General features: G+C 55.1%; 18 protein-coding genes and 1 pseudogene. 13 read left to right on the top strand and 6 right to left on the bottom strand.

Translation table 11 applies throughout. The features are described 5' to 3' along the window. Positions 1 to 13: 13 nt before the first annotated feature. On the bottom strand, positions 14 to 862 hold the full coding sequence (locus ACTNDI_RS03480; RefSeq protein ID WP_441099369.1) for an alpha/beta hydrolase fold domain-containing protein: 849 nt from the start codon (positions 860 to 862) through the stop codon (positions 14 to 16). Between the two features lie 3 nt (positions 863 to 865). Next, entirely contained in the window at positions 866 to 3,205 is a 2,340-nt protein-coding gene (locus tag ACTNDI_RS03475; protein WP_441099368.1) for an alpha-L-rhamnosidase-related protein, read from the bottom strand. 236 nt (positions 3,206 to 3,441) lie between these two features. Between ACTNDI_RS03475 and ACTNDI_RS03470 the strand changes: the two genes are divergently transcribed. The 3 genes from ACTNDI_RS03470 to ACTNDI_RS03460 are packed head-to-tail and all read left to right on the top strand — an operon-like array spanning position 3,442 to position 8,484. Beyond that, entirely contained in the window at positions 3,442 to 5,001 is a 1,560-nt protein-coding gene (locus tag ACTNDI_RS03470) for a family 43 glycosylhydrolase (RefSeq protein WP_441099367.1), read from the top strand. Then, positions 4,998 to 5,864, top strand: a complete 867-nt coding sequence (locus ACTNDI_RS03465; protein ID WP_441099366.1) for an SGNH/GDSL hydrolase family protein — start codon at positions 4,998 to 5,000, stop codon at positions 5,862 to 5,864. Before ACTNDI_RS03470 ends, ACTNDI_RS03465 begins: the two co-directional genes overlap by 4 nt. Positions 5,865 to 5,880: 16 nt before the next feature. Next, the gene (locus ACTNDI_RS03460; RefSeq protein WP_441099365.1) at positions 5,881 to 8,484 is read left to right on the top strand and encodes a family 78 glycoside hydrolase catalytic domain; all 2,604 of its coding nucleotides are present in this window, start codon (positions 5,881 to 5,883) and stop codon (positions 8,482 to 8,484) included. Between the two features lie 33 nt (positions 8,485 to 8,517). On the opposite strand, the pseudogene ACTNDI_RS03455 reads toward ACTNDI_RS03460, so the two are convergent. From ACTNDI_RS03455 to ACTNDI_RS03445, 3 genes and pseudogenes are all read right to left on the bottom strand, one after another. Continuing rightward, positions 8,518 to 8,655, bottom strand: a pseudogene (locus ACTNDI_RS03455) (IS200/IS605 family transposase); the annotation flags it as partial. 146 nt (positions 8,656 to 8,801) lie between these two features. Beyond that, positions 8,802 to 9,125: a hypothetical protein gene (locus tag ACTNDI_RS03450; RefSeq protein ID WP_441099364.1), complete on the bottom strand. Its 324-nt coding sequence runs from the start codon at positions 9,123 to 9,125 to the stop codon at positions 8,802 to 8,804. A 5-nt stretch (positions 9,126 to 9,130) separates the two neighbouring features. Then, on the bottom strand, positions 9,131 to 10,702 hold the full coding sequence (locus ACTNDI_RS03445; protein ID WP_441099363.1) for a DUF5605 domain-containing protein: 1,572 nt from the start codon (positions 10,700 to 10,702) through the stop codon (positions 9,131 to 9,133). A 188-nt stretch (positions 10,703 to 10,890) separates the two neighbouring features. Between ACTNDI_RS03445 and ACTNDI_RS03440 the strand changes: the two genes are divergently transcribed. Next, positions 10,891 to 11,205: a substrate-binding domain-containing protein gene (locus ACTNDI_RS03440; RefSeq protein ID WP_441099362.1), complete on the top strand. Its 315-nt coding sequence runs from the start codon at positions 10,891 to 10,893 to the stop codon at positions 11,203 to 11,205. Between the two features lie 523 nt (positions 11,206 to 11,728). On the opposite strand, the gene ACTNDI_RS03435 is transcribed toward ACTNDI_RS03440, so the two are convergent. Beyond that, a complete protein-coding gene (locus ACTNDI_RS03435; protein ID WP_441099361.1) occupies positions 11,729 to 12,601 on the bottom strand; it encodes a LysR family transcriptional regulator in 873 nt (290 codons plus the stop codon). Positions 12,602 to 12,767: 166 nt separating this feature from the next. Here ACTNDI_RS03435 and ACTNDI_RS03430 point away from each other — a divergent pair, with 166 nt between their 5' ends. From ACTNDI_RS03430 to ACTNDI_RS03390, 9 genes are read left to right on the top strand one after another with little or no spacing between them, the layout of a single operon-like run. Then, positions 12,768 to 13,628: an aldo/keto reductase gene (locus ACTNDI_RS03430; RefSeq protein WP_441099360.1), complete on the top strand. Its 861-nt coding sequence runs from the start codon at positions 12,768 to 12,770 to the stop codon at positions 13,626 to 13,628. Positions 13,629 to 13,658: 30 nt separating this feature from the next. Beyond that, positions 13,659 to 14,141: a flavodoxin gene (locus ACTNDI_RS03425; RefSeq protein WP_441099359.1), complete on the top strand. Its 483-nt coding sequence runs from the start codon at positions 13,659 to 13,661 to the stop codon at positions 14,139 to 14,141. 20 nt (positions 14,142 to 14,161) lie between these two features. Further along, positions 14,162 to 15,322, top strand: a complete 1,161-nt coding sequence (locus tag ACTNDI_RS03420) for an iron-containing alcohol dehydrogenase (RefSeq protein ID WP_441099358.1) — start codon at positions 14,162 to 14,164, stop codon at positions 15,320 to 15,322. Then, entirely contained in the window at positions 15,313 to 16,020 is a 708-nt protein-coding gene (locus tag ACTNDI_RS03415; RefSeq protein WP_441099357.1) for a flavodoxin, read from the top strand. Before ACTNDI_RS03420 ends, ACTNDI_RS03415 begins: the two co-directional genes overlap by 10 nt. After that, positions 15,993 to 16,808, top strand: a complete 816-nt coding sequence (locus tag ACTNDI_RS03410) for a prolyl oligopeptidase family serine peptidase (RefSeq protein WP_441099356.1) — start codon at positions 15,993 to 15,995, stop codon at positions 16,806 to 16,808. The genes ACTNDI_RS03415 and ACTNDI_RS03410 overlap by 28 nt, the downstream gene beginning before the upstream one ends. An 8-nt stretch (positions 16,809 to 16,816) precedes the next feature. After that, positions 16,817 to 17,488, top strand: coding sequence for a DUF4405 domain-containing protein (locus ACTNDI_RS03405; RefSeq protein ID WP_441099355.1), 672 nt, complete (start codon positions 16,817 to 16,819; stop codon positions 17,486 to 17,488). After that, positions 17,485 to 19,431, top strand: a complete 1,947-nt coding sequence (locus ACTNDI_RS03400) for an alpha/beta hydrolase-fold protein (protein ID WP_441099354.1) — start codon at positions 17,485 to 17,487, stop codon at positions 19,429 to 19,431. The genes ACTNDI_RS03405 and ACTNDI_RS03400 overlap by 4 nt, the downstream gene beginning before the upstream one ends. A 25-nt stretch (positions 19,432 to 19,456) precedes the next feature. Next, on the top strand, positions 19,457 to 20,179 hold the full coding sequence (locus ACTNDI_RS03395) for a carboxymuconolactone decarboxylase family protein (protein ID WP_441099353.1): 723 nt from the start codon (positions 19,457 to 19,459) through the stop codon (positions 20,177 to 20,179). Between the two features lie 19 nt (positions 20,180 to 20,198). Then, positions 20,199 to 21,020 carry an SDR family NAD(P)-dependent oxidoreductase gene (locus ACTNDI_RS03390; RefSeq protein ID WP_441099352.1) on the top strand — a complete coding sequence of 274 codons (822 nt, stop codon included), beginning with the start codon at positions 20,199 to 20,201 and terminating at the stop codon, positions 21,018 to 21,020. Positions 21,021 to 21,022: the final 2 nt, after the last annotated feature.

Raw genomic sequence — 21,022 nt, 5'->3', positions numbered from 1 at the left:
TGCGCATTTTCTTCTATTTTAGTGTTCCTTGCAGAAATTGAAGCACCCGGTCCTTCACTTCATCCTGAAAAAAGAGGTCGTCGCCGTGCTGGGCGCCTTCCAGCTCCAGAAGCTCCGCCGTGACGCCGTTTTCCCTTAATTTTTCATAGTAGTTTCGGCTCTGGCTCGGGGAAACCACCGCATCGTCGAGTCCCTGCAGGATCAGGTGCGGCGGAGCGGAAGGACTCACACGCTTGACAGCGCTGGCCGCCTCGGCCTGCCGACGCGTGTAGTGAACACCCAGCGTCTCCTCCAGCATCCAGGGCGGCACGTCGTTATTGCCCTCGAAGTCCTTCAGGGAAATCGTCATGTCCGCAAGACCGTAATAGTCCACCACAGCGGTAACGCGGCTGGACTGCTCCAGCCAGTCGCCCTGATCCAGTGACTTATCCTCCCCGGTGACGCCCAGCAGACAGGCGATGGCTCCGCCAGCGGATTCGCCCGCGGAGACGATGCGCTCCGGGTCGATACAATAGTCTCCGGCGTGGGCGCGGAGAAAGCGGACGGCCGCCTTGGCGTCACAGAGCGGTGCGGGGAAGATCGCCTCGTTTCCGGTGCGGTACTCCACGCTCGCCACCACAAAGCCCGCCTCGGCAAAGCGCAGCAGCTCCGGCATCCAGACAGCGCGATCCATCACGCGAAAAGCCCCGCCGCAAAACCACACGATGCAGGGGCATGGCGCGTGCCCCACCCGGTTTTTCGGCACGATCAGGTCCATGTGCAGATCCCGCCGCGTCGCGCCGTACCAGCACTCCACGTTGGCGTAGGTCACGCCTGTGATCAGGGACAAAACCTCCCGTTTCTTTTCCACCGTAAGATGCATCCTTTATTCCTCCTTCAAAAGCTGCCTGCCTTCGTGCAAAGGCGTCTCCCTGCCGTCCGGGAAGCGGAACAGGCCATCCGTCCCCACGGGCAGCGTCAGGGCGTATTCCCATTTGCCCGTATCATTCTTCCGATAGTCGAAGGAGATCGGGCCGTTTTTCGCCGCCGCCTGCCCCCGGAGATCGTTGAGATCCATTGTGTGCGGCGCAACGAGGACGCTGCCGTCCTTTTCCGGGTGCACGCCCGCCGCCGTACGCATCAGCTCATAGAGCGGCAGGGCGCTCCAGGCGTGGCACTCGCTGCGCGCGCCCTGCGGCGTCTCGGGGCAGGTGGTGCAGTCCAGATCCAAAAGGGCGATCCATGGCTGCAGTTCGCGCCGCATGTCGTCATAAAGCCCGGCTTTTTCCAGCGCGCGGAACCAATCGTAGGAGGCGGAGAAGCTGCAGCGCAGAATATCCTCGCGCCTGAGGGCGGTCTTCAAAAGCTGCGCCGCGTCTGCTCCCTGTTTCAGTCCGTTCAGCACGGCCCAGGCCTGGGCGTGACGGCTGAACTGCTGAAAGGCCGGGCCCTCGCGGTACAGTCCCGCCGTCTCATCCCAGCAAAGCGTTTCCACGGCGGAAAGAATGTGGGTACGTCGCTCCCGGTATTCGGAGGCCAGTCCGGCCCGCCGCTGATCGTCCATGAAGTCCGCCGCGCAGCCGAGTGCATAGGCGTACATGAGGTTGATGATCGCGGACGGGCCGCTCTGTAGGGCGGCAGGAGCGCCGGTCGTGTCGTTCCAAGCGTCGTTCCAGTCCACGAAGTTCCAGAAGTCCAGTTTGCCGACCAGACCATTTTCCCCGATCCGACTGTCAAACACATCCAGGATCCGGTCGATATCGCCCCGGCACAGGCGCAGCAGCGCCGCGTCGTTATGAAGCGCGGCATACTCGCAGAGCAGGAAGATATAGTGCAGAGAGAAGGTGGAGAGGATCTGCAGATAGGCAGACGGCGCCTTTCCGGCGTTCAGGCCCTCCGGCTGCATGCCGTAGTGGAAGTCCAGCAGCGCCTTGCGAACCAGAGCGGTGTCACGGCTCACGGCATAGGTGTACTGCGCCTCCAAGCGGGTGTCCATGCCGTACTGGAGCTGCTCGTAGTAGGGGCAGTCCATATAGGTCTCCAGCATGCAGTTTTCCAGCGTTCGCACGCAGATGTCCCAGAGCTTTCCCACCCAGGGGGCGGAAGAATCCACAAAGGACTCCACGGTCAGCGGATAGCCGGTCTTGTTAAATTGCGGCGCAAAGACCGTGACCGGGCTATCGGCGGCCTCCACCGTCAGACGAATGAAGCGGAAGGTTCGCACCCAGAAGGGCTCAAAGCAGAGCTCGCTGCCGTCAAGCGTGATCGTATCGGTGATGCCCGTCACCTCGCCGCGCACATCGGAACGAACCGCGTCCGAGCCGGGGCCGCCGAATTTTTCAAAATAGGTGATCTGTACCTTCGCGCCCTTTCCTCCTACAAAACGGAAGCGGGGATAAGCGTTCAGGATCGCTCCGGCGTCCAGCAAGATCTCCTTCTGTTCTCCAACTGGAATCTTCATGCTGCCTTCGGAAAGCAGCGCAAGCGTTTCTCCCGCACGGTCGAAGCAGCGGGCAAAGCCCTGCTTCTTCTCATAGAGCAGCGGGATCTCCCGCTTAACAATGCGGAACATGGGCGTCACACCCACGAAGCAGAAGGGATCCTCCGCCACCCCCGGTTCCAGGATCTGGGCAGGGTGCCAGGAGCTGCAATCAAAATCGGCGTTTTTCCAATGAATCGGCGTCCGCGCGGCGTCAAGCTGTTCGATCACCGCGCCGAGAAACTGGGTATGCTCGTCGGACTTCAAAGAATAGCTGTGATCCAGCCAGACCCGCCAGTCGGCAAGGCCGGTGGTAATCGTTCCTACGGCATTTCCGGCGCTGTCCAGAACGTCCCCCTCGATAGCAAGCCTGTGACCGCACTGACGGCCCACAACGCCGTAGATGGCCGCCCGCTCGCCGATCTCCCATTCCACCGTGTCCGGGTCGTTGTACAGCACCTGGACGCAGAAAGCATTGTGCCCTTCCCGCAGCCGGGGCGTCACGTCCACTGTCTCGTAATACTGGCGATTGCGATCCCCCTTGCAGGGACCGGAGAGCACCGCCTCGCCGTTGATCCAGAGCCGGTAGCGGGAGTTTGCAGTAATGTCCAGCGTCAGAGAGCAGCCCTCCGGCAGCTCCTTGTCACATCGAAAGTACGCAAAGCGTCCTCCCAGATCGCCGTGGTATATCTCTTTTTCCTTGATTTCTCCCTGGGGGATCCCCAGCCATTTCGCTCGTTTCCACATCAAAATCACCTCAGCTTGAGAATATCGCTTCCACATCAAAATCATCTCAGCTTGAGAATAAGAAAATACCGTCTGTTTGTAAACGCACTCTTTTGCTTTTTTGTATCTGGATTTGTTTTGTTCTTCACCAAACAGAGTGAAAAAAAGCCAATCCGGACATAGACCGAACGGGCTTCGCGTGAAATAATGGAACCATATTCCCGTCAGTTTCCGATTGAAGGAGGAGTCCTAAGAAAATGAAAACGCAGGTGTTTAATCCCTATCTTCCATCCTATGAGTATGTTCCGGACGGAGAACCGCATGTGTTCGGCGAGCGGATCTATCTCTACGGGAGTCACGACCGTTTCGACGCGGCAGGCTTCTGCCTGAATGATTATGTGTGCTGGTCGGCGCCTGTGGATGACCTGACACAGTGGCGCTATGAGGGCGTCATCTATCGGAAAGGTCAGGATCCGGTGAATCAGAACATTCCCGCAGATGCGCCGCCCCAGCGGCTTCTCTTTGGCATTGGGCCCAAAAAGCCATCGGATCTCAATCCCCGTGGTGTCCACGCCCTGTGGGCACCGGATGTGGCGCAGGGGCCGGACGGGCGATATTATCTGTACTATTGCCTTGACTTTCTGCCCGAGATCGGCGTCGCTGTCTGCGACACGCCCTGCGGCACCTATGAGTATTTGGGCCGTGTGCAGCATGCGGATGGAACGCCCCTGGGAGCCCGCCAGGGAGATCTGACGCAATTTGATCCCGGCGTCTTTGTGGACGAGGACAAACAGGTCTATCTCTATTCGGGAAACGCACCCATGCGCCCTGAGCAGGATGACGGAATGCACCATTCCCAGGTGATGCGCCTCAAGCCGGACATGCTGACGCTGGCCGAGGAGCCCAGACCGCTGCTGCCCAGTGTTACAGAGAGCTTCGGCACGGGCTTTGAGGGCCATGAGTTTTTTGAAGCCAGCTCCATCCGCAAGATCGGGAAACTGTATTATCTGATCTATTCCTCCGTGCAAAGTCACGAGCTTTGCTACGCTGTCAGCTCTGTGCCGGACTCCGGTTATCACTTCGGAGGCACGCTGGTCGACATCGGAGATGTGTTCCTTGACGGAAGAACGGAGGAGCATGCTGTCAATGCGCTGGGAAACACCCACGGCGGCATCGAGTGCTGCGCCGGGCAGTGGTATGTTTTCTATCATCGCCAGACCAATCGCACCAACTACAGCCGTCAGGGCTGCGCGGAGAAGATCACGATCGCCCCGGACGGCTCTATATCCCAGGCAGCGGTCAGCTCCTGCGGTCTGAATCACGGCCCGCTTGAGGGCGAGGGCAGCTATCCTGCGTATATCTGCTGCCATTTAACGGCTGAGAGCGGAGCGGCATTCTCCCATCCGGAAGTCATGAAAATGGACTATCCGTTTTTGACCCAGGGCTGTGACGATCTGGAGCCTGAGGATGCGCGAGCAATCCGCGATGCCGAAGATCCGGTTCAGGTTGTCCGCAATCTCCGTGACGGCTCCACGATCGGCTTCAAAGAGTTCGCTTTCTCGGATCTGACGCAGATCGAGCTTGAAGTGCGCGGCAGCGGATGCGGGATCTTTGAAGTGCGCACACAGTCAAACGGCGAATGCCGAGGCACCGTCGACGTACATGACCTGGGTGCGATCTGGCAAAAGAGGGCCGGGCAAGTGAGCATCCCGAACGGCGTCTTCCCGCTGTATTTCACATATCGGGGCAGCGGCTCCGTCGATATGAAAGGCTTTCGTCTTATCAAACAGAACAGAAAGAAGGTTGAGTGTGAATGAAGACCACCTATCGGATCCCCGCGCCGTATGCGCAGCAGTTTTTAAATCTGGCGGACAGCTTTGTCTGCGAATCCCCCGCACGTCCCGAACGCTTTATGGAAAAGATGAAGCGCAATCGCGGCGCGGTCGCCGGCCTCACGCAGGCGGGCCTGGACGAAAACGGTCTGGAACGGAAAAACCCAGTCATCGTGGCGCTGGGCGACAGCGTCACGGCAGGGCATTTTGAAACGCTGCTCCCGAAGGACCCGGAGGCGCTGCGCGCCGGCTTTGAGCGCATGCTGCGCGGAGAAGAAGCCGCGCCGGTGGAGATCACCGACGCCCGCGAGAGCTATATCGAAAAGTTTCGCCTTGCTCTGATCGACAAGTATGAACAGACCTCCGTCAGCGTCCTCAACGCAGGCATTGCAGGCGATGTGCTCCCCATGATGTGCAAACGCGCCGACCGCGACGTGGTGCGCCATGACCCGGATCTGATCCTGATCAACGGTTCCCTGAACTGGGACGATGAGACCATGGGCGACGCAAGTGCCTACAAATCCTTGCTGAAGGGTCTGGTGCAAAAGCTGAAAGCGGAAACCACGGCGGATATCATCCTGCTCACGCCCAACGGCGATCTGCCGAACGATCTGCTGGAGCCCATCGGTATCCCCGCAAAAGAAGTGACCACCCCGGCGCGCTGCGAGGCCATCCGGGAAGTCGCCCGGGAGGAGCAGGTGTGCCTGGCCGATGTGCGCGCCGTCTGGGATCAGGCCAAAGAGGCCGGGATCCCCTGGGAGGCGCTGCTCTCCAACGGCGTCAACCACCCCAGCGTGGAGGGACATGAGGTATACGCAAGAGTTTTGATGAAGCTCTTTGAGGACTGAACCAGGAGGTATAAAAATGAAAGCTGTCAGCCTGCAATGCAATTACCGGGTCAACCCGTTGGGGATCGACGATATGACGCCCCGGCTCAGCTGGATCTGTCAGGGCGGCAAAAAGCAAATCGCGTATCAGATCACCGTGAGCGGCGAAGACGGGGATCTGCTTTGGACAAGCGGAAAAGTCGAGACAGACCGGATGCACGGTGCATATGACGGACCGAAGCTGAAAAGCGCGCAGCGTGTGCATTGGGCGGTCCGGCTCTGGGATGAAAACGGACAGATCGAGGACTCGGAGAGCGCGTGGTTTGAAATGGGGCTGCTGGAGAGCTCAGACTGGACAGCCAAATGGATCGCTGGTGTGGACACAGATCGGAAAGAGCGCCTGAGCGCAGACTGCTTTCAAAAGCGCTTCGCGCTCCGGGGCGAGGTAAAACGCGCGCGGCTCTACGCCACGGCCTGCGGTGTCTACAGTGCCGTGCTCAACGGTGTGCGGCTCCCCGGCGTCCTCGCCCCCGGCTGCACGGAATACGACAAGCGCCTGTATTACCAGGTCTATGACTTGACTGCGCTTTTGAAAGCGGAAAATGAGCTGACTTTCACCGTGGCGGACGGCTGGTTCAAGGGCAAGCTCGGCAGTACCAACGAGGAATACGTTTTCGGCACCCAGCTCAAGTTCCTGGCGCAGCTGGTGATCGAATACGCCGACGGCAGCCGTGAGACCGTCGGCACGGACGAGAGCTGGCGCTGGAGCAACGACGGCCCGGTCCTCTATGCGGACCTGATGGACGGCGAGGTCTTTGACGCGAGAAAGGCACCGAGCTTTTCTCAAAACGCCGCCCTGACCTCGTACCCGGTCTGTCCCACCGCCTCCCCTGCGGACGGGATCTTGGAGCAGGAGGTCTTTTCCCCTGAACTGCGGATCACTCCCAGCGGCGCGAGAATTCTGGATTTCAAACAGAATCTGGCCGGATACGTCCGCTTCCATGTGCGGGGGGAGGCCGGCCAGCAGATCCGCCTGCGTCTGGGCGAAGCGCTGGATCACGGGGAATTCAGCGACCTGACCTTGCAGATGGACCTGCCGGGTCTTCCCGTCAAGCGGCAGGAAATCGTCTACACCTGCGCGGGCGGTGAGGAAGTGTTCCGGCCGGACTTTTTCTACTCGGGCTTCCGCTACGCGCTGGTGGAAGGCCTCGACACGGTGGACCCGGCGGATTTTGAGGCGGTGGCGGTGTACAGCGCACTGCGCTTTACCGGGAGCTTTGCCTGCTCCAATCAAAAGCTTACGCAGTTCGCCCGCAACACGCTGTGGAGCCTCAAGGGCAACTTCGTGGATATCCCCACCGATTGCCCCCAGCGGGAGAAAAGCGGCTGGACCGGGGACGCGCAGATCTTTGCGAAAACCGCCTGCTATTTTGCAGATCCCGCGGCCTTTTACCGTAAATGGCTGAGGGACGTGCGGGACTGCCAGGAGCCCAGCGGCCGCGTGCCCAACGTCTGCCCCCGCATCCGCAGCGCAGAGGGCAAGCGCGACATGCTCAACGGCGCGATCGGCTGGGCGGATGCCGCGGTCATCCTGCCCTATACGCTGTGGAAACTCTATGGAGATGAGCAATTCATCCGCGAAAACCTGGAGCTGATGCTGGGCTGGCGGGACTATATGATTCAGGCGGCCGCGGACAAGAGCTTTTATCATCTGCCGGACGGCATGCCCGTCAAAAATCAGATCGCGCCCTATCTGCTGGGCGATTCTCCCTACGCCAAATACATCATCGAGAGCGGCCTGCACTGGGGTGAGTGGTGCGAACCGGGCGTGGACGGCGTGGAGGAGCTCCTGCGGCCGAAGGCGGAGATCACCACCGCCTACATGCACTACTCTATGGAGCTTCTCGATGAGATGCTGCGCTCGGTGGATCTTCCGGAAGAGGCTGCGCTCTGCCGCGAGTACGCCGAAGGAGCGAAGAAGGCATACAACTATCATTTCGTCCGGGACGGGAAGATCCAAGCCCCGCGGCAGGCGCCCATGGTGCGCGCGCTGGCGCTGGGTCTGCTGGACACGGAAACGGCCGGTCGCGTGGCGGCGGATCTGAACCGCTCGGCCGTCGAGCGGCAATACACCGTCGGTACGGGCTTTCTCTCCACGCCCTTTGTGCTGGGCGTGCTGACACAATACGGCTATCTGGACACGGCTTACCGCATGCTGGAAAACACCGTAGCTCCCGGGTGGCTGGCCATGGTGGAGCAGGGCGCCACGACGGTCTGGGAAAACTATCTGGCCTATGATGAAAACGGGCACCCGCTCAAGCAGTCTATGAACCACTATTCTCCCGGCGCGGTCTGTGCGTTCCTGTTTGACACGGTCTGCGGCATCGAGGTGAAAAAGGAAAACCGCTTCACGATCCGGCCCCTGCCGGGCGGGAGCCTGCGCTGGGCCGAGGCAAGCTACGACTCCCCCTACGGAACCGTGTGCAGCCGCTGGGAGCGCACGGCAGACGGAACTGCGTTTCACATTGAGATTCCATCCAATACCGAGGCGGAGCTGACGCTTCCCGACGGGACGCAGAGGATCCTCTCCTGTGGAAGCTATTCCTATTTGCTAAAGCCTATTCCCGATCAAAAGCAGTGATCAAAAATCGCTGCCCCTCAAGTGGCATCCGTATTACTTACCCTGACCCTTAAAAGGGTCTTCGTATTCCTTTACGTTGAGCTTGTCCTGTATGATATCCGCCCGCTCCTGGTCTTGGATATATTTTCTGATGGCAGCTTCATTTAACCCTACTGTATTGACATAATATCCCCCTTTCCGCACCTCCGGATTCCGGTAATAACTTTGATCTGACCATCCCACATATAGGAAACAAGCTGGTGAAGATAAAGATCACGTTGTATCATTGACGCCTCCTCATCTCCGAGCGGGTCGCGGTACCCGCCATAGTCAAAATCCTACTTTGCAAAGCAGTCATCGGCGCCCTGAGCGGACTTGCCTTCGACAAGTTTCTCCGTCTGACAAAATACCGTCACAAGACGGAGCGGCGCATCCACGATCTCTGCGAGCGGGAGCACTGCGGCTGCGAGGACGAAGACGAGGGCAGCATTATGCATGCCGCCCTCGTCCATACCATTCACCTTGTGCTGTTTATTTTTCTGATTTCTCTCCTGCTCACGATCCTCGTGGAGGGATTCGGCGAGAACCGGGTCGCCGGTATTCTGACAGACCGGCCTGTGGCCGGCACAATCAATGACCGGCAGCTTCCGCCCTTTTCTCACTCCGCTTATTCCGCCGTCGCCAGCACAGCCATCCACGGCCTGCCCGGCAGATCCACCCAGACTTCCCCAGCAGCGCCCTGCTGCACGGTCTGTCTCGTCATATTCCAGGTATCGATCACCTCCAGACGGTACGTCTTTCCTCCCGGCAGTTCGATCCGCGCCTTGCAGCTGCACTGAATATCGTAATAATGCAGAATCACGCTGTCATCTGCCGTCCTGCCGATGACCTCCGTCTCACAGGCAAAAAAGCGGGCGGCCTCGATCGGGCTCATACGCAGCGCGCTCTTCATGAAGAACCGGAAGTCCTGCGGAACCTTCCGCTCCTCCAGAGCCCGATCCACCTGCTCCTCCGGCAGACCAGCAAGCATCATCACCTGCTCCAGCTGTGAAGCCTGCGGCTCCAGCGGCGCAGGCAGCGATTCCACGATGCTTCGCAGAAACGCGATCCGCGCCGGACTCTTTCCCACGAGCTTTCCGCCCTTTGCCCACCAGACAATCTCCTTCTCATCCGGATAAAATGTCTCTCCATGTGTGCAGACTGCCCCGCGTACCGTCGCCCGCCAGAACCGCGCCGTCATCTCCTCTCCAGAGATCGCGCCCCACTGCTCCGGCAGATTTCCCTCATAGCAGCACTCATCAATGCAGACAGGCTTGCCGTATTTTGCCTGCATCTCGGGAATGCGGGAGAGCTGCTTCGTCTGCCATGACATATGTGTGATGGCCGGGCGCGCCACGTCATAATACTGGAAACCGTTGTGATTCGACAGCAGATGATGCCAGGGATCATGCTCCGCAATAAACTGCTCGATCTCATGCCAGTCATCCATCGTCTTGGCAGCACAGAAATCATACTCGTTCGCCATGCTCCACCAGATGCCCGGAAACGCCGCGAACCGGCGCAGCAGATAATCCAGATAGATCAGATTGTCCTCCTGCGGCATCGTGGCAAATCCCCAGTTGTCATAGGGATGAAACAAAATCAGATCCACCTGGATGCCGGCCTCAAAGAGCTGGGAGAGCCGCTTCTCGAATGCATCCCAGAAGGCATAGCACGGATGAGCCGGATCCCACGCCCCGTCCGAGCCTTTTTCGAACGCGTAGTGCTGCGGCTCATTGTGATTGTACTGATAGTGCTTCGGGAAGACGCACATACGGATCTTGTTGAACGGTGCGTGGCGAAGCGTCTCGATTGTCTCATCCATCAGCGCATCCGTCTGAGATGCCAGTGCGTAGACTGTCGTGCCGAATCCATAATACGGCGTCCCGTCGTCAAAATAAAAGTGTATGCCTCTGGCGCGCACCACGCCGTGATGCCCTTCCCGCGCGGGTTCCACGGCAAGTGTCCCTTCGTCTGCCGCAAGACCGCGCACCTTGTACGTATATGTGCCTGCCTGCTCCGGCAGAAAACGGACCATACAAGTGCCGTTTCCCGCATAGAAGCCGCGCACCTCGGTCACACTCCCGTCCGCCGCGCAGGTAAATTCCGCCGCAAGGTCAATCTGCGCCTCATTCACCGCATCCGGCACCGCCGCATAAGTCAGTTCCACCGTCTCGTACTGATACCCTTTTGCCATCATTTCCGTTCTCCTCTGTGATCTCCCATCGCAAACCTCCCTGTTTCTGCAGCTTCCCACAGCCATTTCTGTCACTATGAATGTACATGAACCGCCTCTTAATTTCAATCGTAAATTCAGTATTAATGACTTAATTATTTACTCAATTATTTACTTAATCATTGAAACTGAACTTAAGTGCCGCCGTGTAAATGGCACTGCACGATCAGCCCGGCGTTAGCACAGAAACAAGAAAGCGTGTCAAACTCGCCGCCGGAAAATACGGCTATGACCTGTCCCGCATCCAGAACAGAAAAGCGCAGGGCGGCTCAATTGATTTCCTGGTAAATAAAAAGAGCGGCGCCATCGTCGGATTCGACAACCTCCCCGCCGGCGAGATTATCGACCCACCGCTCACCACCATCAACGTTCCGAAACGCGCGCTCGGAGAGGAAGCCGTCCTACGCCTCGTCCGCCGCATTGAGAATCCGAATCTCCCTATAAATCGAGTAGGAGGCGGTGATTAGCCGCCGTCCTCTCACACCACCGTGCATACCGTTCGGTACACGGCGGTTTCAACAGTTGACATGCACAGACTGATACGCTATGGCAAGATCATAAAAGCCCCTGTGTCGTACAGAAGTATCATTGTGCTGCGACGGATCATAGCTGTACCCGGAAGCAATCCGGACTTACATGCCGGTCCGCGCTCCCGTCATTTCTGACGATCTTCGCGCTTTCCGCTGATGTACCTCCCCGTCACAGGGCTGTACCTGAAGAATGCATATGCAGTTTTCAAGGATCGGAGATACGGAGCTGTTTGGCTCCTGATATGTACAAGTTTATCGGGGGAAGATGTAAGATTTTAGGGACTGGTAATGGAGATTTACTACTGAGACTGTAGAGATTTGCAAAATTGATATCAGCCGTAATCTTGTATTGACAAGAAAATTATGAGAGACAAGTCAGCAAATATATGGAACAGAAAAGAGGGTGAAGAGCATCACCTGCATGACAGGTTGTTCTTCTCCCTCGTTTTTTTGATCTTACTTAGGATTGAATTCTCAACAGATTCCCACGGACTGCACTGAAAACAGAACGGTATTTCTGCTGTTCAGAAGCCAGACAGGCGATCCAGTAGGTGGCATGGGCTTCCGGATCAGTGATAGGAAGCGCCACTCTGTCCGGTGGCTGATAGCCGGCTTTCAGCATTCGGTCGGAATTGAAAAACGGCAGATTAGAGGCATCGATCAGCTCTCCCAAAGCATCCATGCTGTTCTGGATCAGCAGATCTGAGGCATTCAGCTTCTCCAGGGTGACGTCCATCCAAAATCCCACATGGGCTGTCATCAGGATGCGGAGACCCTTCAGCTCTTCAAAAGTGACACTGTCCTGCTTTGCCAGAGGATGGTCCTTTGCAATGGAGATATATAACTGTTCATCCAAATATCTCTGGCAGAACAGGTCCTTATCTTCTGGACAGTGATGCAGAACGACCATCTGGTAAAGATGGCTTCGAAGACCGGCAAGCAGCTTTTCATCGTTACTCACAATCTCAGTGGACAGGGTTTTTTCGGGAAGTTGTTCCTGCAGGATCGGCATCAGGTCATTCACCGGAAAAGGTGAACATGAGCCGATGCTGACCGTCCGGAGACTCCGGTCAAACGCCGTGACCCTTTCGATCATCTCCTGATTTGCTTCCAGAGCTCTTCTGGCATAGTCTGCCGCCAGTTTTCCCGTTTCATTCAGCGAGATCTTGCTGTTTTCCCTGATAAACAAGGATACTCCAAGCACATCCTCCAGCTTCTTCATGGAACGGCTCAAGGACGGCTGCGATATATGCAGTTCTTCAGATGCTTTTAAAAGCGTGCCGCAGCGGGCAACGGCTTCAAACTGCTCCAGCAGGTAGGATTCGATCAGCATGACATCATTTCCTCTCTGTTTTCTATCTATCTATATACGTCACACGTATACCATTATAGCCACAAAGCAGTGTACTTACAATGGATATCTCGATAAAATAGCATCATCAAGAGAGAAACAACATATAGCTGTCGAACAACGATAGAATCGAAAGGAGATAAAGACCATGGAATATGTCACACTGAATACCGGAGCAAAGATGCCGCTGGAGGGTTTCGGAGTTTTCCAGATCCCGAATGCCGCCGAATGCGAACAGGTTGTTTACGATGCAATCAAAACAGGATACAGACTGCTGGACACTGCCGCTTCCTATGGCAATGAAGAGGCGCTTGGAAAAGGCGTGAAGCATGCCATCGCTGATGGCCTGGTGACCCGGGAAGAGCTTTTCATCACCACCAAGGTCTGGATCACCGACATGAAGACCGAAGATTCGGCTTATGAGGCAGTAAAGACTTCTCTTCGGAAGCTGGACATGCCGTACGTGGACCTGGTCCTGCTTCATCAGGCAATGGGCGATTACTTCGCGGCTTACAGAGGTATTACAAAAGCATATAAGGAAGGTCTCACGAAGGCGATCGGTGTTTCCAATTTCTATCCTTTCGTACTGGTGAACCTGTGTGCCAACGTGCAAGTCATCCCCGCCGTCAATCAGGTGGAGCTGCATCCCTTCTTCCAGCAGGAAGATGCGCTGGCTGTCATGAAGGAATACGGCATTGCACCACAGGCATGGGGTCCGCTCGCCGAAGGAAAGCACGGGATCTTCAAGGATCCGCTGCTGACTGAGATTGGCGCCAGGTACGGCAAGACGGCGGCACAGGTCGTCCTCCGCTGGAATACCCAGCGCGGCGTTTCGATCCTTCCCAAGTCCGTCCATGTGGAGCGTATGGAGCAGAACCTGGATATCTGGGATTTCTCCCTTACGGATGAAGAGATGGAGCAGATCAAGGAAAAGGACCTTGGTCACAGCGAGATCATCAACCATTTCGATCCCCAGCTTGTCAAGTGGCTGCTTAGCTACAAAGCCTGATGACCGGACATGGAGAATAAGGAGCAGAATATGACAAAAGAACTGGTAGTTTACTTCTCCGTTTATGGCACGGCAAAGATCGTAGCCGAAGAGATCGCAAAACAGACCGGCGCGGATATCGCAGAGATCGAGCCTGTCGTACCCTATGACAGCAACCGGGATCACTACAACGCGCTGGCAAGACTCGCAAAGAAAGAACATGACGAAAATCAGAGGCCAGCGATCAAAAACGAGATCGACATCGAAAGCTACGACCGCATCTATATCGGCTATCCCATGTGGTGGTACACCTTCCCGATGATCATTTACACGTTCTTTGACAAATACGATTTCAGTGGGAAGACCATCATCCCCTTCAACACCCACATGGGTTCCGGAGACGGCGGCACCTACGATACAATCCGTGAGCTGGAGCCGAAGGCGATCGTGCTGACCGGCCTCCCGGTGGAGATGCGGGATGCTGAGAACGGCCCGGCAAAGGCAGTTGAGAAGTGGCTGAAGAGCCTGGATTGATCATAAGACAGGAGGTACTCATGAATCCATTTACCTACAGCTATCCAGTAAAGGTCTATTTCGGCGAAAAGGCAACGTCCAGGAATCTGGCTGCTGAACTGGCCAAGGTCGGTCAAAATGTGCTGCTGGCCTATGGCGGTGGTTCCATTAAGAAGAACGGCGTCTATGATGAACTGCTGGATATTCTGAAAGAAGCGGGAAAGACCGTGACGGAGTTTACCGGGATCATGTCCAACCCGACCTACGCGAAGGTACAGGAGGGCGCTGCCCTTGCCCAGGAGAAGAACATTGACTTCATTCTGGCAGTGGGCGGCGGCTCTGTCATCGACTGCTGCAAGATCGTCTCTGCCCAGGCGAAGCTGAATAAAGATATTTGGGAGCTGGAGTATACCGATCACAAGCAGCCGACGGAATTCATTCCTATGGGAGCAGTGGTCACTTCCTTCGGCACCGGCGCGGAGATGAACAACGGCGCGGTCATCACCAACGAGGAAAAGATGCTGAAATCCGCTCTCTGGGGCGCATTTTACAGCTTTGCGATTCTGGACCCGGCTTACACGATGACCATGCCGATGAAGCAGGTGATCTCCGGTGCGTTCGATTCTCTTTCTCACAGCATGGAGACCTACATGGGCTCTCCCAGAGAAGTGAACCTCTCTGACGAGATCAATGAGGCCACCCAGAGAAACATCATCCGGAACATCCGCGCCACACTGAAGGATCCGCAGGACATCCAGGCAAGAAGTGAGCTGATCTGGGCCGCGGCCATGGCGGAGAACGGAATCTTAAAGATCGGCAAAGCCACGGATTTCCAATGCCACATGCTGGAACACCAGCTCGGTGCCTACACCGATTGTAACCATGGACAGGGGCTGGCGGTGCTGCACCCGGTGCTTTACAGGCATATGATGCCGGAGGCAAATCACCAGTTTGCCAGACTTGCGACTGAAGTCTGGGGGATCGATCCGGCCGGAAAAAGCGAAGCAGAACTGGCAGAAGCCTTTGTAGACGCTCTCATCGCCTTTATCAGGGAGATCGGTCTGCCAACCACTTTTGCGGAGATGAACATCTCTGCTGATACCGACTTTAAGGCGATCGCGGATTCCACGGTCCTGACCGGCGGATGCGCAAAGAAGTTCACAAGAGATGAATTATTGGAGGTATTACTCGAATGCAGATAAGAAGACTATTCGCGGTACTGCTTGCCACGGTTATGGCATTGACACTTGCAGCTTGCGGAACAGGCAGCAACACGCAAGATTCTTCAGATAACACAAAAGCGCAGGAAACGACTGCGGCGGGTACTGGAAATGCAGACTCTGCCACAGCTTCTGATGCGACTTCGGATCTGCCGTCATCCGATCCTTCTGACACACAGACAGCTGATAACAAGATTCTGGTTGTGTATTTCTCCTGGTCAGGACATCTCGACAGCATGGCACATTGGGTGGCAGATGAAACGGGCGGGGATCTTTATCGTGTGACGGCAAAGGATCCTTATCCCGATGATTATAATCAGACTGCTGACCGGGCCAAGCAGGAGCAGGATAACGATGAGCGTCCCGAGATCATGATCGACCTTACAGAAGAACAGATGGCGCAGTACGATACGGTCTTCTTCGGTTTCCCGGTATGGTGGTACGATCTTCCGATGCCCATGTGGACATTCCTGGAAAGCTATGATTTCTCGGGCAAGACGATCATCCCGTTCTTCTCTCATGAAGGCAGTTCGAACGGTGCGGGTGCTCTGCCTACCATCGAAAAGCTGGCTGAGGGAGCCACAGTAAGAAGCGATGATGCTTTATCGATTCGAGGCGGAAGGGTTGACGGCTCGGAAAATGATGTCCGGGAATGGGTGCGGGGGCTGGACCTGGAATAACTGACTCCGTGCCGAATGGCGCGGCCGGCACGGAGAATGATATAAGCGCGCCGACGGAGATCGACTTTGGAGACGTGTATATCCGCGGTTTCCTGTTTGATAATGTTCTGCACAGCGAAAACGACGGGGATATCCATTTCGGGCTGTATATACCGGAAAACTATGATGGCTCCGAACCTTATGCGCTCTACGTTACATTGCCCGGCTACGAAGGGCTGTACTTTCAGGGTGTCGGCGTGAATATCCGCGCCGAAGATTACGGGATCGAAGCACAGAAATACAACGAAAAAATGATCATCGCTGCCCCGCAGCTGAACGATTGGAGAGAAACCTCCGCCAGACAGACGGTGGCACTGACCCGATACTTGATCAGCCATTACAACATTAATCCTGAGAAGGTTTACCTGAATGGCTATTCCGGCGGGGGCGAGACTGGATCCCTGGTCATGGAGATCGCTCCGGAGCTGTACACAGCCTTCCTTCACTGCTCTTCTCAGTGGGACGGAGACCTGGATCCCCTGGCAAAAGCCGGAACGCCCATCTATATGGTGACCGGTGAGAGCGACAGCTATTACGGCAGCTCTTCTGTGCGGGAGACCTATGATAAGCTCGTTCAGCTTTACCGGGACAAAGGCCTCACGGATGATCAGAACGAGAAGCTGGTCGTTTTAGACCTGAAAGACCAGGCGTGGTTCGACGCACGCGGCATCCGGGATCAGCACGGTGGCGGAGGATACTTTGCCCACGAAGAAGACATCATGAACTGGCTGTTTGGAGAACATGAATGAGAAAGCATATGAAGAAACTGCGAATGACAATTGATATCGCAATGACCATAGTCCTGATCGGGCTGATGGCATACTCGTTAATCGGCACATTGACTCATGAGATCCTCGGAACAGCGATGTTTGTCCTGTTTATTGTTCATCACATCCTGAACAGGAAGTGGTTCGGCGCGCTTTCAAAGGGAAGATACAGAAGCTTTCGGACTTTCCAGACGGTTCTTGTCTTCCTGCTGATCGGAACAGTCTTGGCGTCGGCCATCAGCGGGATCATCCTGTCGGAGCATGTGTTTACGTTTCTTCATATCAGCAAAGGTGCTTCTGTTGCCCGGAGCGTACACATGGTATGCGCGTACCTGAACTACATCCTGATGTCGCTTCATCTGGGATTGCATTGGAATGTGATGCTTGGTGCGATGCCAAAAGGCAAAGACAGGAAAAAAACAACTGATTTCGTACTGCGTGCGGGTGCGATCGCCATAGCAGCATACGGCGTATATGCGTTCATCCGAAGGCAGATCGGGGAATACCTTTTTCTTCGGACACATTTTCTGTTCCTGGATCCGAGAGAACCCATCGTCTTTTTCTTCCTGGATTATTTGGCTATCATGGGACTGTTTGTCTTTATCGGTCACTATCTGGCTGGATGGTTAAAAAGGCTGGATAAGAGAGGAGTCAGTAAATGAGAAGAATCATACTGCTGCTGTGCGTGCTGATGCTTGTCGGAATACTGGTGTCCTGCGCAAAAGCCTCAGATCAGCCTCAGCAGCAAACAGAACAAAATGAAACAGAGGCATCATCGGAGGACACGAAAGAACCTTCAGATGTCACCTTATCAGAGAATAAGGAAACTATGGAGCAAACAGGATATACAACCGCTGTTCCGTCTTCATATAAGGCCGCATCCGACCATCCCGGTACTGTGACCAGGGTGGATTATGATTCGAAGGATTATGTCAGAGACGGAGCAGCAATCACAAAAACAGCCTACGTTTATACCCCTTACGGCTATGATAAAAACGATGAAGAAATCCGATACAACATCATCTATCTGATGCACGGCTGGGGCGGACACGCAGGCGAATACTTTGAATACACTTCAACCAAAAACGTGTTTGATCACCTGATCGAAAACGGCGACATCCCACCGGTCATCATCGTATCAGCCACGTTCTACAATGATAACAGCGACACGGGTTTAAGCGGATCGATTGCCGAGTTCCGCCAGTTCCACCGGGATTTCGAAGAAAACCTGATGCCAACGGTGGAAGGAAGGTTTCACACTTATGCAGAGTCTGCTTCGGATGAGGATCTGAAGGCATCCCGGGATCATCGGGCTTTCGGTGGATTCTCCCTGGGCTCGGTCACGACCTGGCTGCAGTTCTGCTATGACACAGATTATATTCGTTACTTCCTGCCGATGAGCGGATCCTGCTGGTATTACGGCACTTACGGAGATTTTCAGATCGAAAGGAATGTGGACTTCATCGAACAGCTGGTGAAGGATAAAGACCTTGAGAGAAAAGGCTATTTCATATATCACGCCGTCGGCACACAGGATGCGGTAAAGAGCCAGTCCATCGCCATGGCGGAGGAAATGCTGGAAAGGTCTGACGTATTCACACCGGAGCATTATGTGTTCTACCAGAAGGACGGCGGCTATCATGACTTTGACGCCGTACAGGAATATCTGTACAACGCATTTCCGCTGTTTTTTCGTGATTCGGAAGAACCTCTTGTGATTTCCGGTGCGGAGCAGGCTGCAGCCTATACAAAGGATACCAGGATCAGCGATGTACAAAGTGATCCTGCTTTCGGCGATTACGGCAGGCTGCTCTTTCCTGTAAACAGCGGATATATGAGCGGTGATACGCTTGGGAGTCTTCGTCTTACCTGGTACAACTACATCGATCCGGACAAGACGGTGGAGATCGTGAATTACCTGAAGAACCATGCCGAAGCCGGGGAAACGGTTTTTTACGATATATACACCGACGCGGAAAAGGCCGCTGATCCAGCCAAAAGAGATACCGGTCTGTTCTTCTTCAAGGGTGATCCCGGTGCCAAGTTTGCCGTCGTAAACGCCGGCGGCGGTTTTGCCTACGTTGGTGCGATGCACGACAGCTTTCCCCACGCCTTGGAGCTTTCCAAGATGGGATACAACGCCTTTGCGCTGATCTATCGTCCGGGAGCACAGACGGCTTGTGAGGATTTGTCGAGAGCCATTGCGTTCATCTTCGAGCACGCAGACGAGTTGGAAGTTGACATTGCTGACTACTCCCTCTGGGGCGGATCGGCAGGTGGAAGAATGTCGGACTGGGTAGGAACATACGGTACGGAGAATTTCGGAGAGAAAGCCTATCCACAACCTGCAGCTGTCATTGTAAATTACACCGGACTTTCGGAAGTGACAGGCTACGAGCCGCCGACTTACAGTGCAGTCGGGACAAGCGATGGTATCGCAAACTGGCGGACGATGAAATCCAGACTGGATACCATGTCCGAGATGGGTATTCCAACGGAGTTCCATTCCTACGACGGACTGCCACATGGATTCGGACTTGGAACAGGAACGGTCGCGGAAGGCTGGATTGATGACGCTGTGGCATTCTGGGAAGACCAGATGTGACACTGAAGAAAGTGAGGAATTTTACATGAAAAAACAAACAGCAGGCAGAGAACGTTTGGGAGAACTTGCTCCTAAATTTGCGGAATTAAATGATGACGTCCTCTTTGGAGAGGTGTGGTCGCGGGAATCGCAGCTGTCGCTCCGTGACCGCAGTATGATCACGATCGCGGCACTCTTTTCCGCAGGACTGTACCCGCAGCTGAAAAGCCATCTGATCCTTGGCAAGGAGCATGGTGTGACAAAGGAAGAAGCAATCGAAATTGCTACACAGCTAGCATTTTACTGTGGGTGGCCGAAGGCCTGGAGTACCTTCCCGATGATCGCAGAGGTCTGGGGAGAGGAAGATACGAAGCCGAACCTTGCATTCCCCATCGGTGAGCCGAACACGGCGTTTGCACAGTATTTTGTTGGACAAAGCTATCTGAAGCCTCTGACGATGGAGCAGGTACCGACCTTCAACGTAACATTTGAGCCTGGCTGCCGCAACAACTGGCATATCCACCATGCGGACAATGGCGGAGGACAGCTGCTTATCTGCATTTACGGAAAAGGCTGGTATCAGGAGTGGGGCAAAGAGGCGCGTGAGCTGTATCCCGGTGATGTAGTCAATATTCCTGCAAATGTGAAGCATTGGCACGGTGCGGCAAAGGACAGCTGGTTTCAGCATATCGCACAGGAAATTCCCGGCGAGAACATCAGGACTGAATGGTGTGAGCCGGTTGATGATGAACAGTACAACAAACTCTAGTAATCAAGGAGGAGAACATATGAGAACATGGCTTATTACAGGCTGCTCTACCGGAATTGGACGAGGGATAGCGAAGGCAGTGCTTCATTCCGGCGATCAGGCTGTCGTTACGGCAAGAAATATATCGAAAATACAGGAATTTGAAGCGAAATACCCGGATACCTGTATGGCGCTTTCTCTTGACCTGACGGATGAGAGCAGCATGAAAAAAGCAGTCGAAGAAACATACAACAGGTTCGGCAGAATTGACGTGCTTGTCAATAACGCGGGATACGGTTATCGCGCTGCAATTGAGGAAAGCGAAGAAGACGAGATCGGACTGCTGTTTCAGACGAACGTATTCGGGCCGGCGAAGCTTATGAATCTGTGCCTTCCGAAAATGCGGGAGGAAAAGACGGGAATCATCATTAATGTTTCTTCTATCGGCGCAGTACGGGCGGCAGTCGGCAATGGCTTCTACTCTGCCTCGAAAGCGGCGTTGGAACTTGTCAGTGACGCAATCGGAAAAGAAACGGAGCATCTTGGGATCAAGGTGATGACAGTGGAACCGGGCGCATTCCGTACAGCATTTTATGATTCCCTGCATGGGGCGAGTCGGGCGATTTCCGACTATACGCCGTCTGTAGGTTCGATGCGCCTTGAAAATATGGTAAATAATCATGACCAGAAGGGCGATCCTGATAAGGCTGGAAAACTGATCGTGGAGTTGGTATCGTCAGGGAATCTTCCAAAGAGACTGCCTCTCGGCAGTGACGCAGTACGGATTATCCGGGATGAGCTTAAGAGCCGCCTTGCAGAAGTGGAGAAAACAGAAAGCTACAGCATAACAACAGATTATTGATG

This window comes from Bilifractor sp. HCP3S3_D3, from assembly GCF_052063915.1.
Taxonomy (GTDB): Bacteria; Bacillota; Clostridia; order Lachnospirales; family Lachnospiraceae; genus Bilifractor.
Note: the sequence above shows the minus strand (reverse complement) of the source record. Positions and strands in the feature narration are given on the sequence as shown.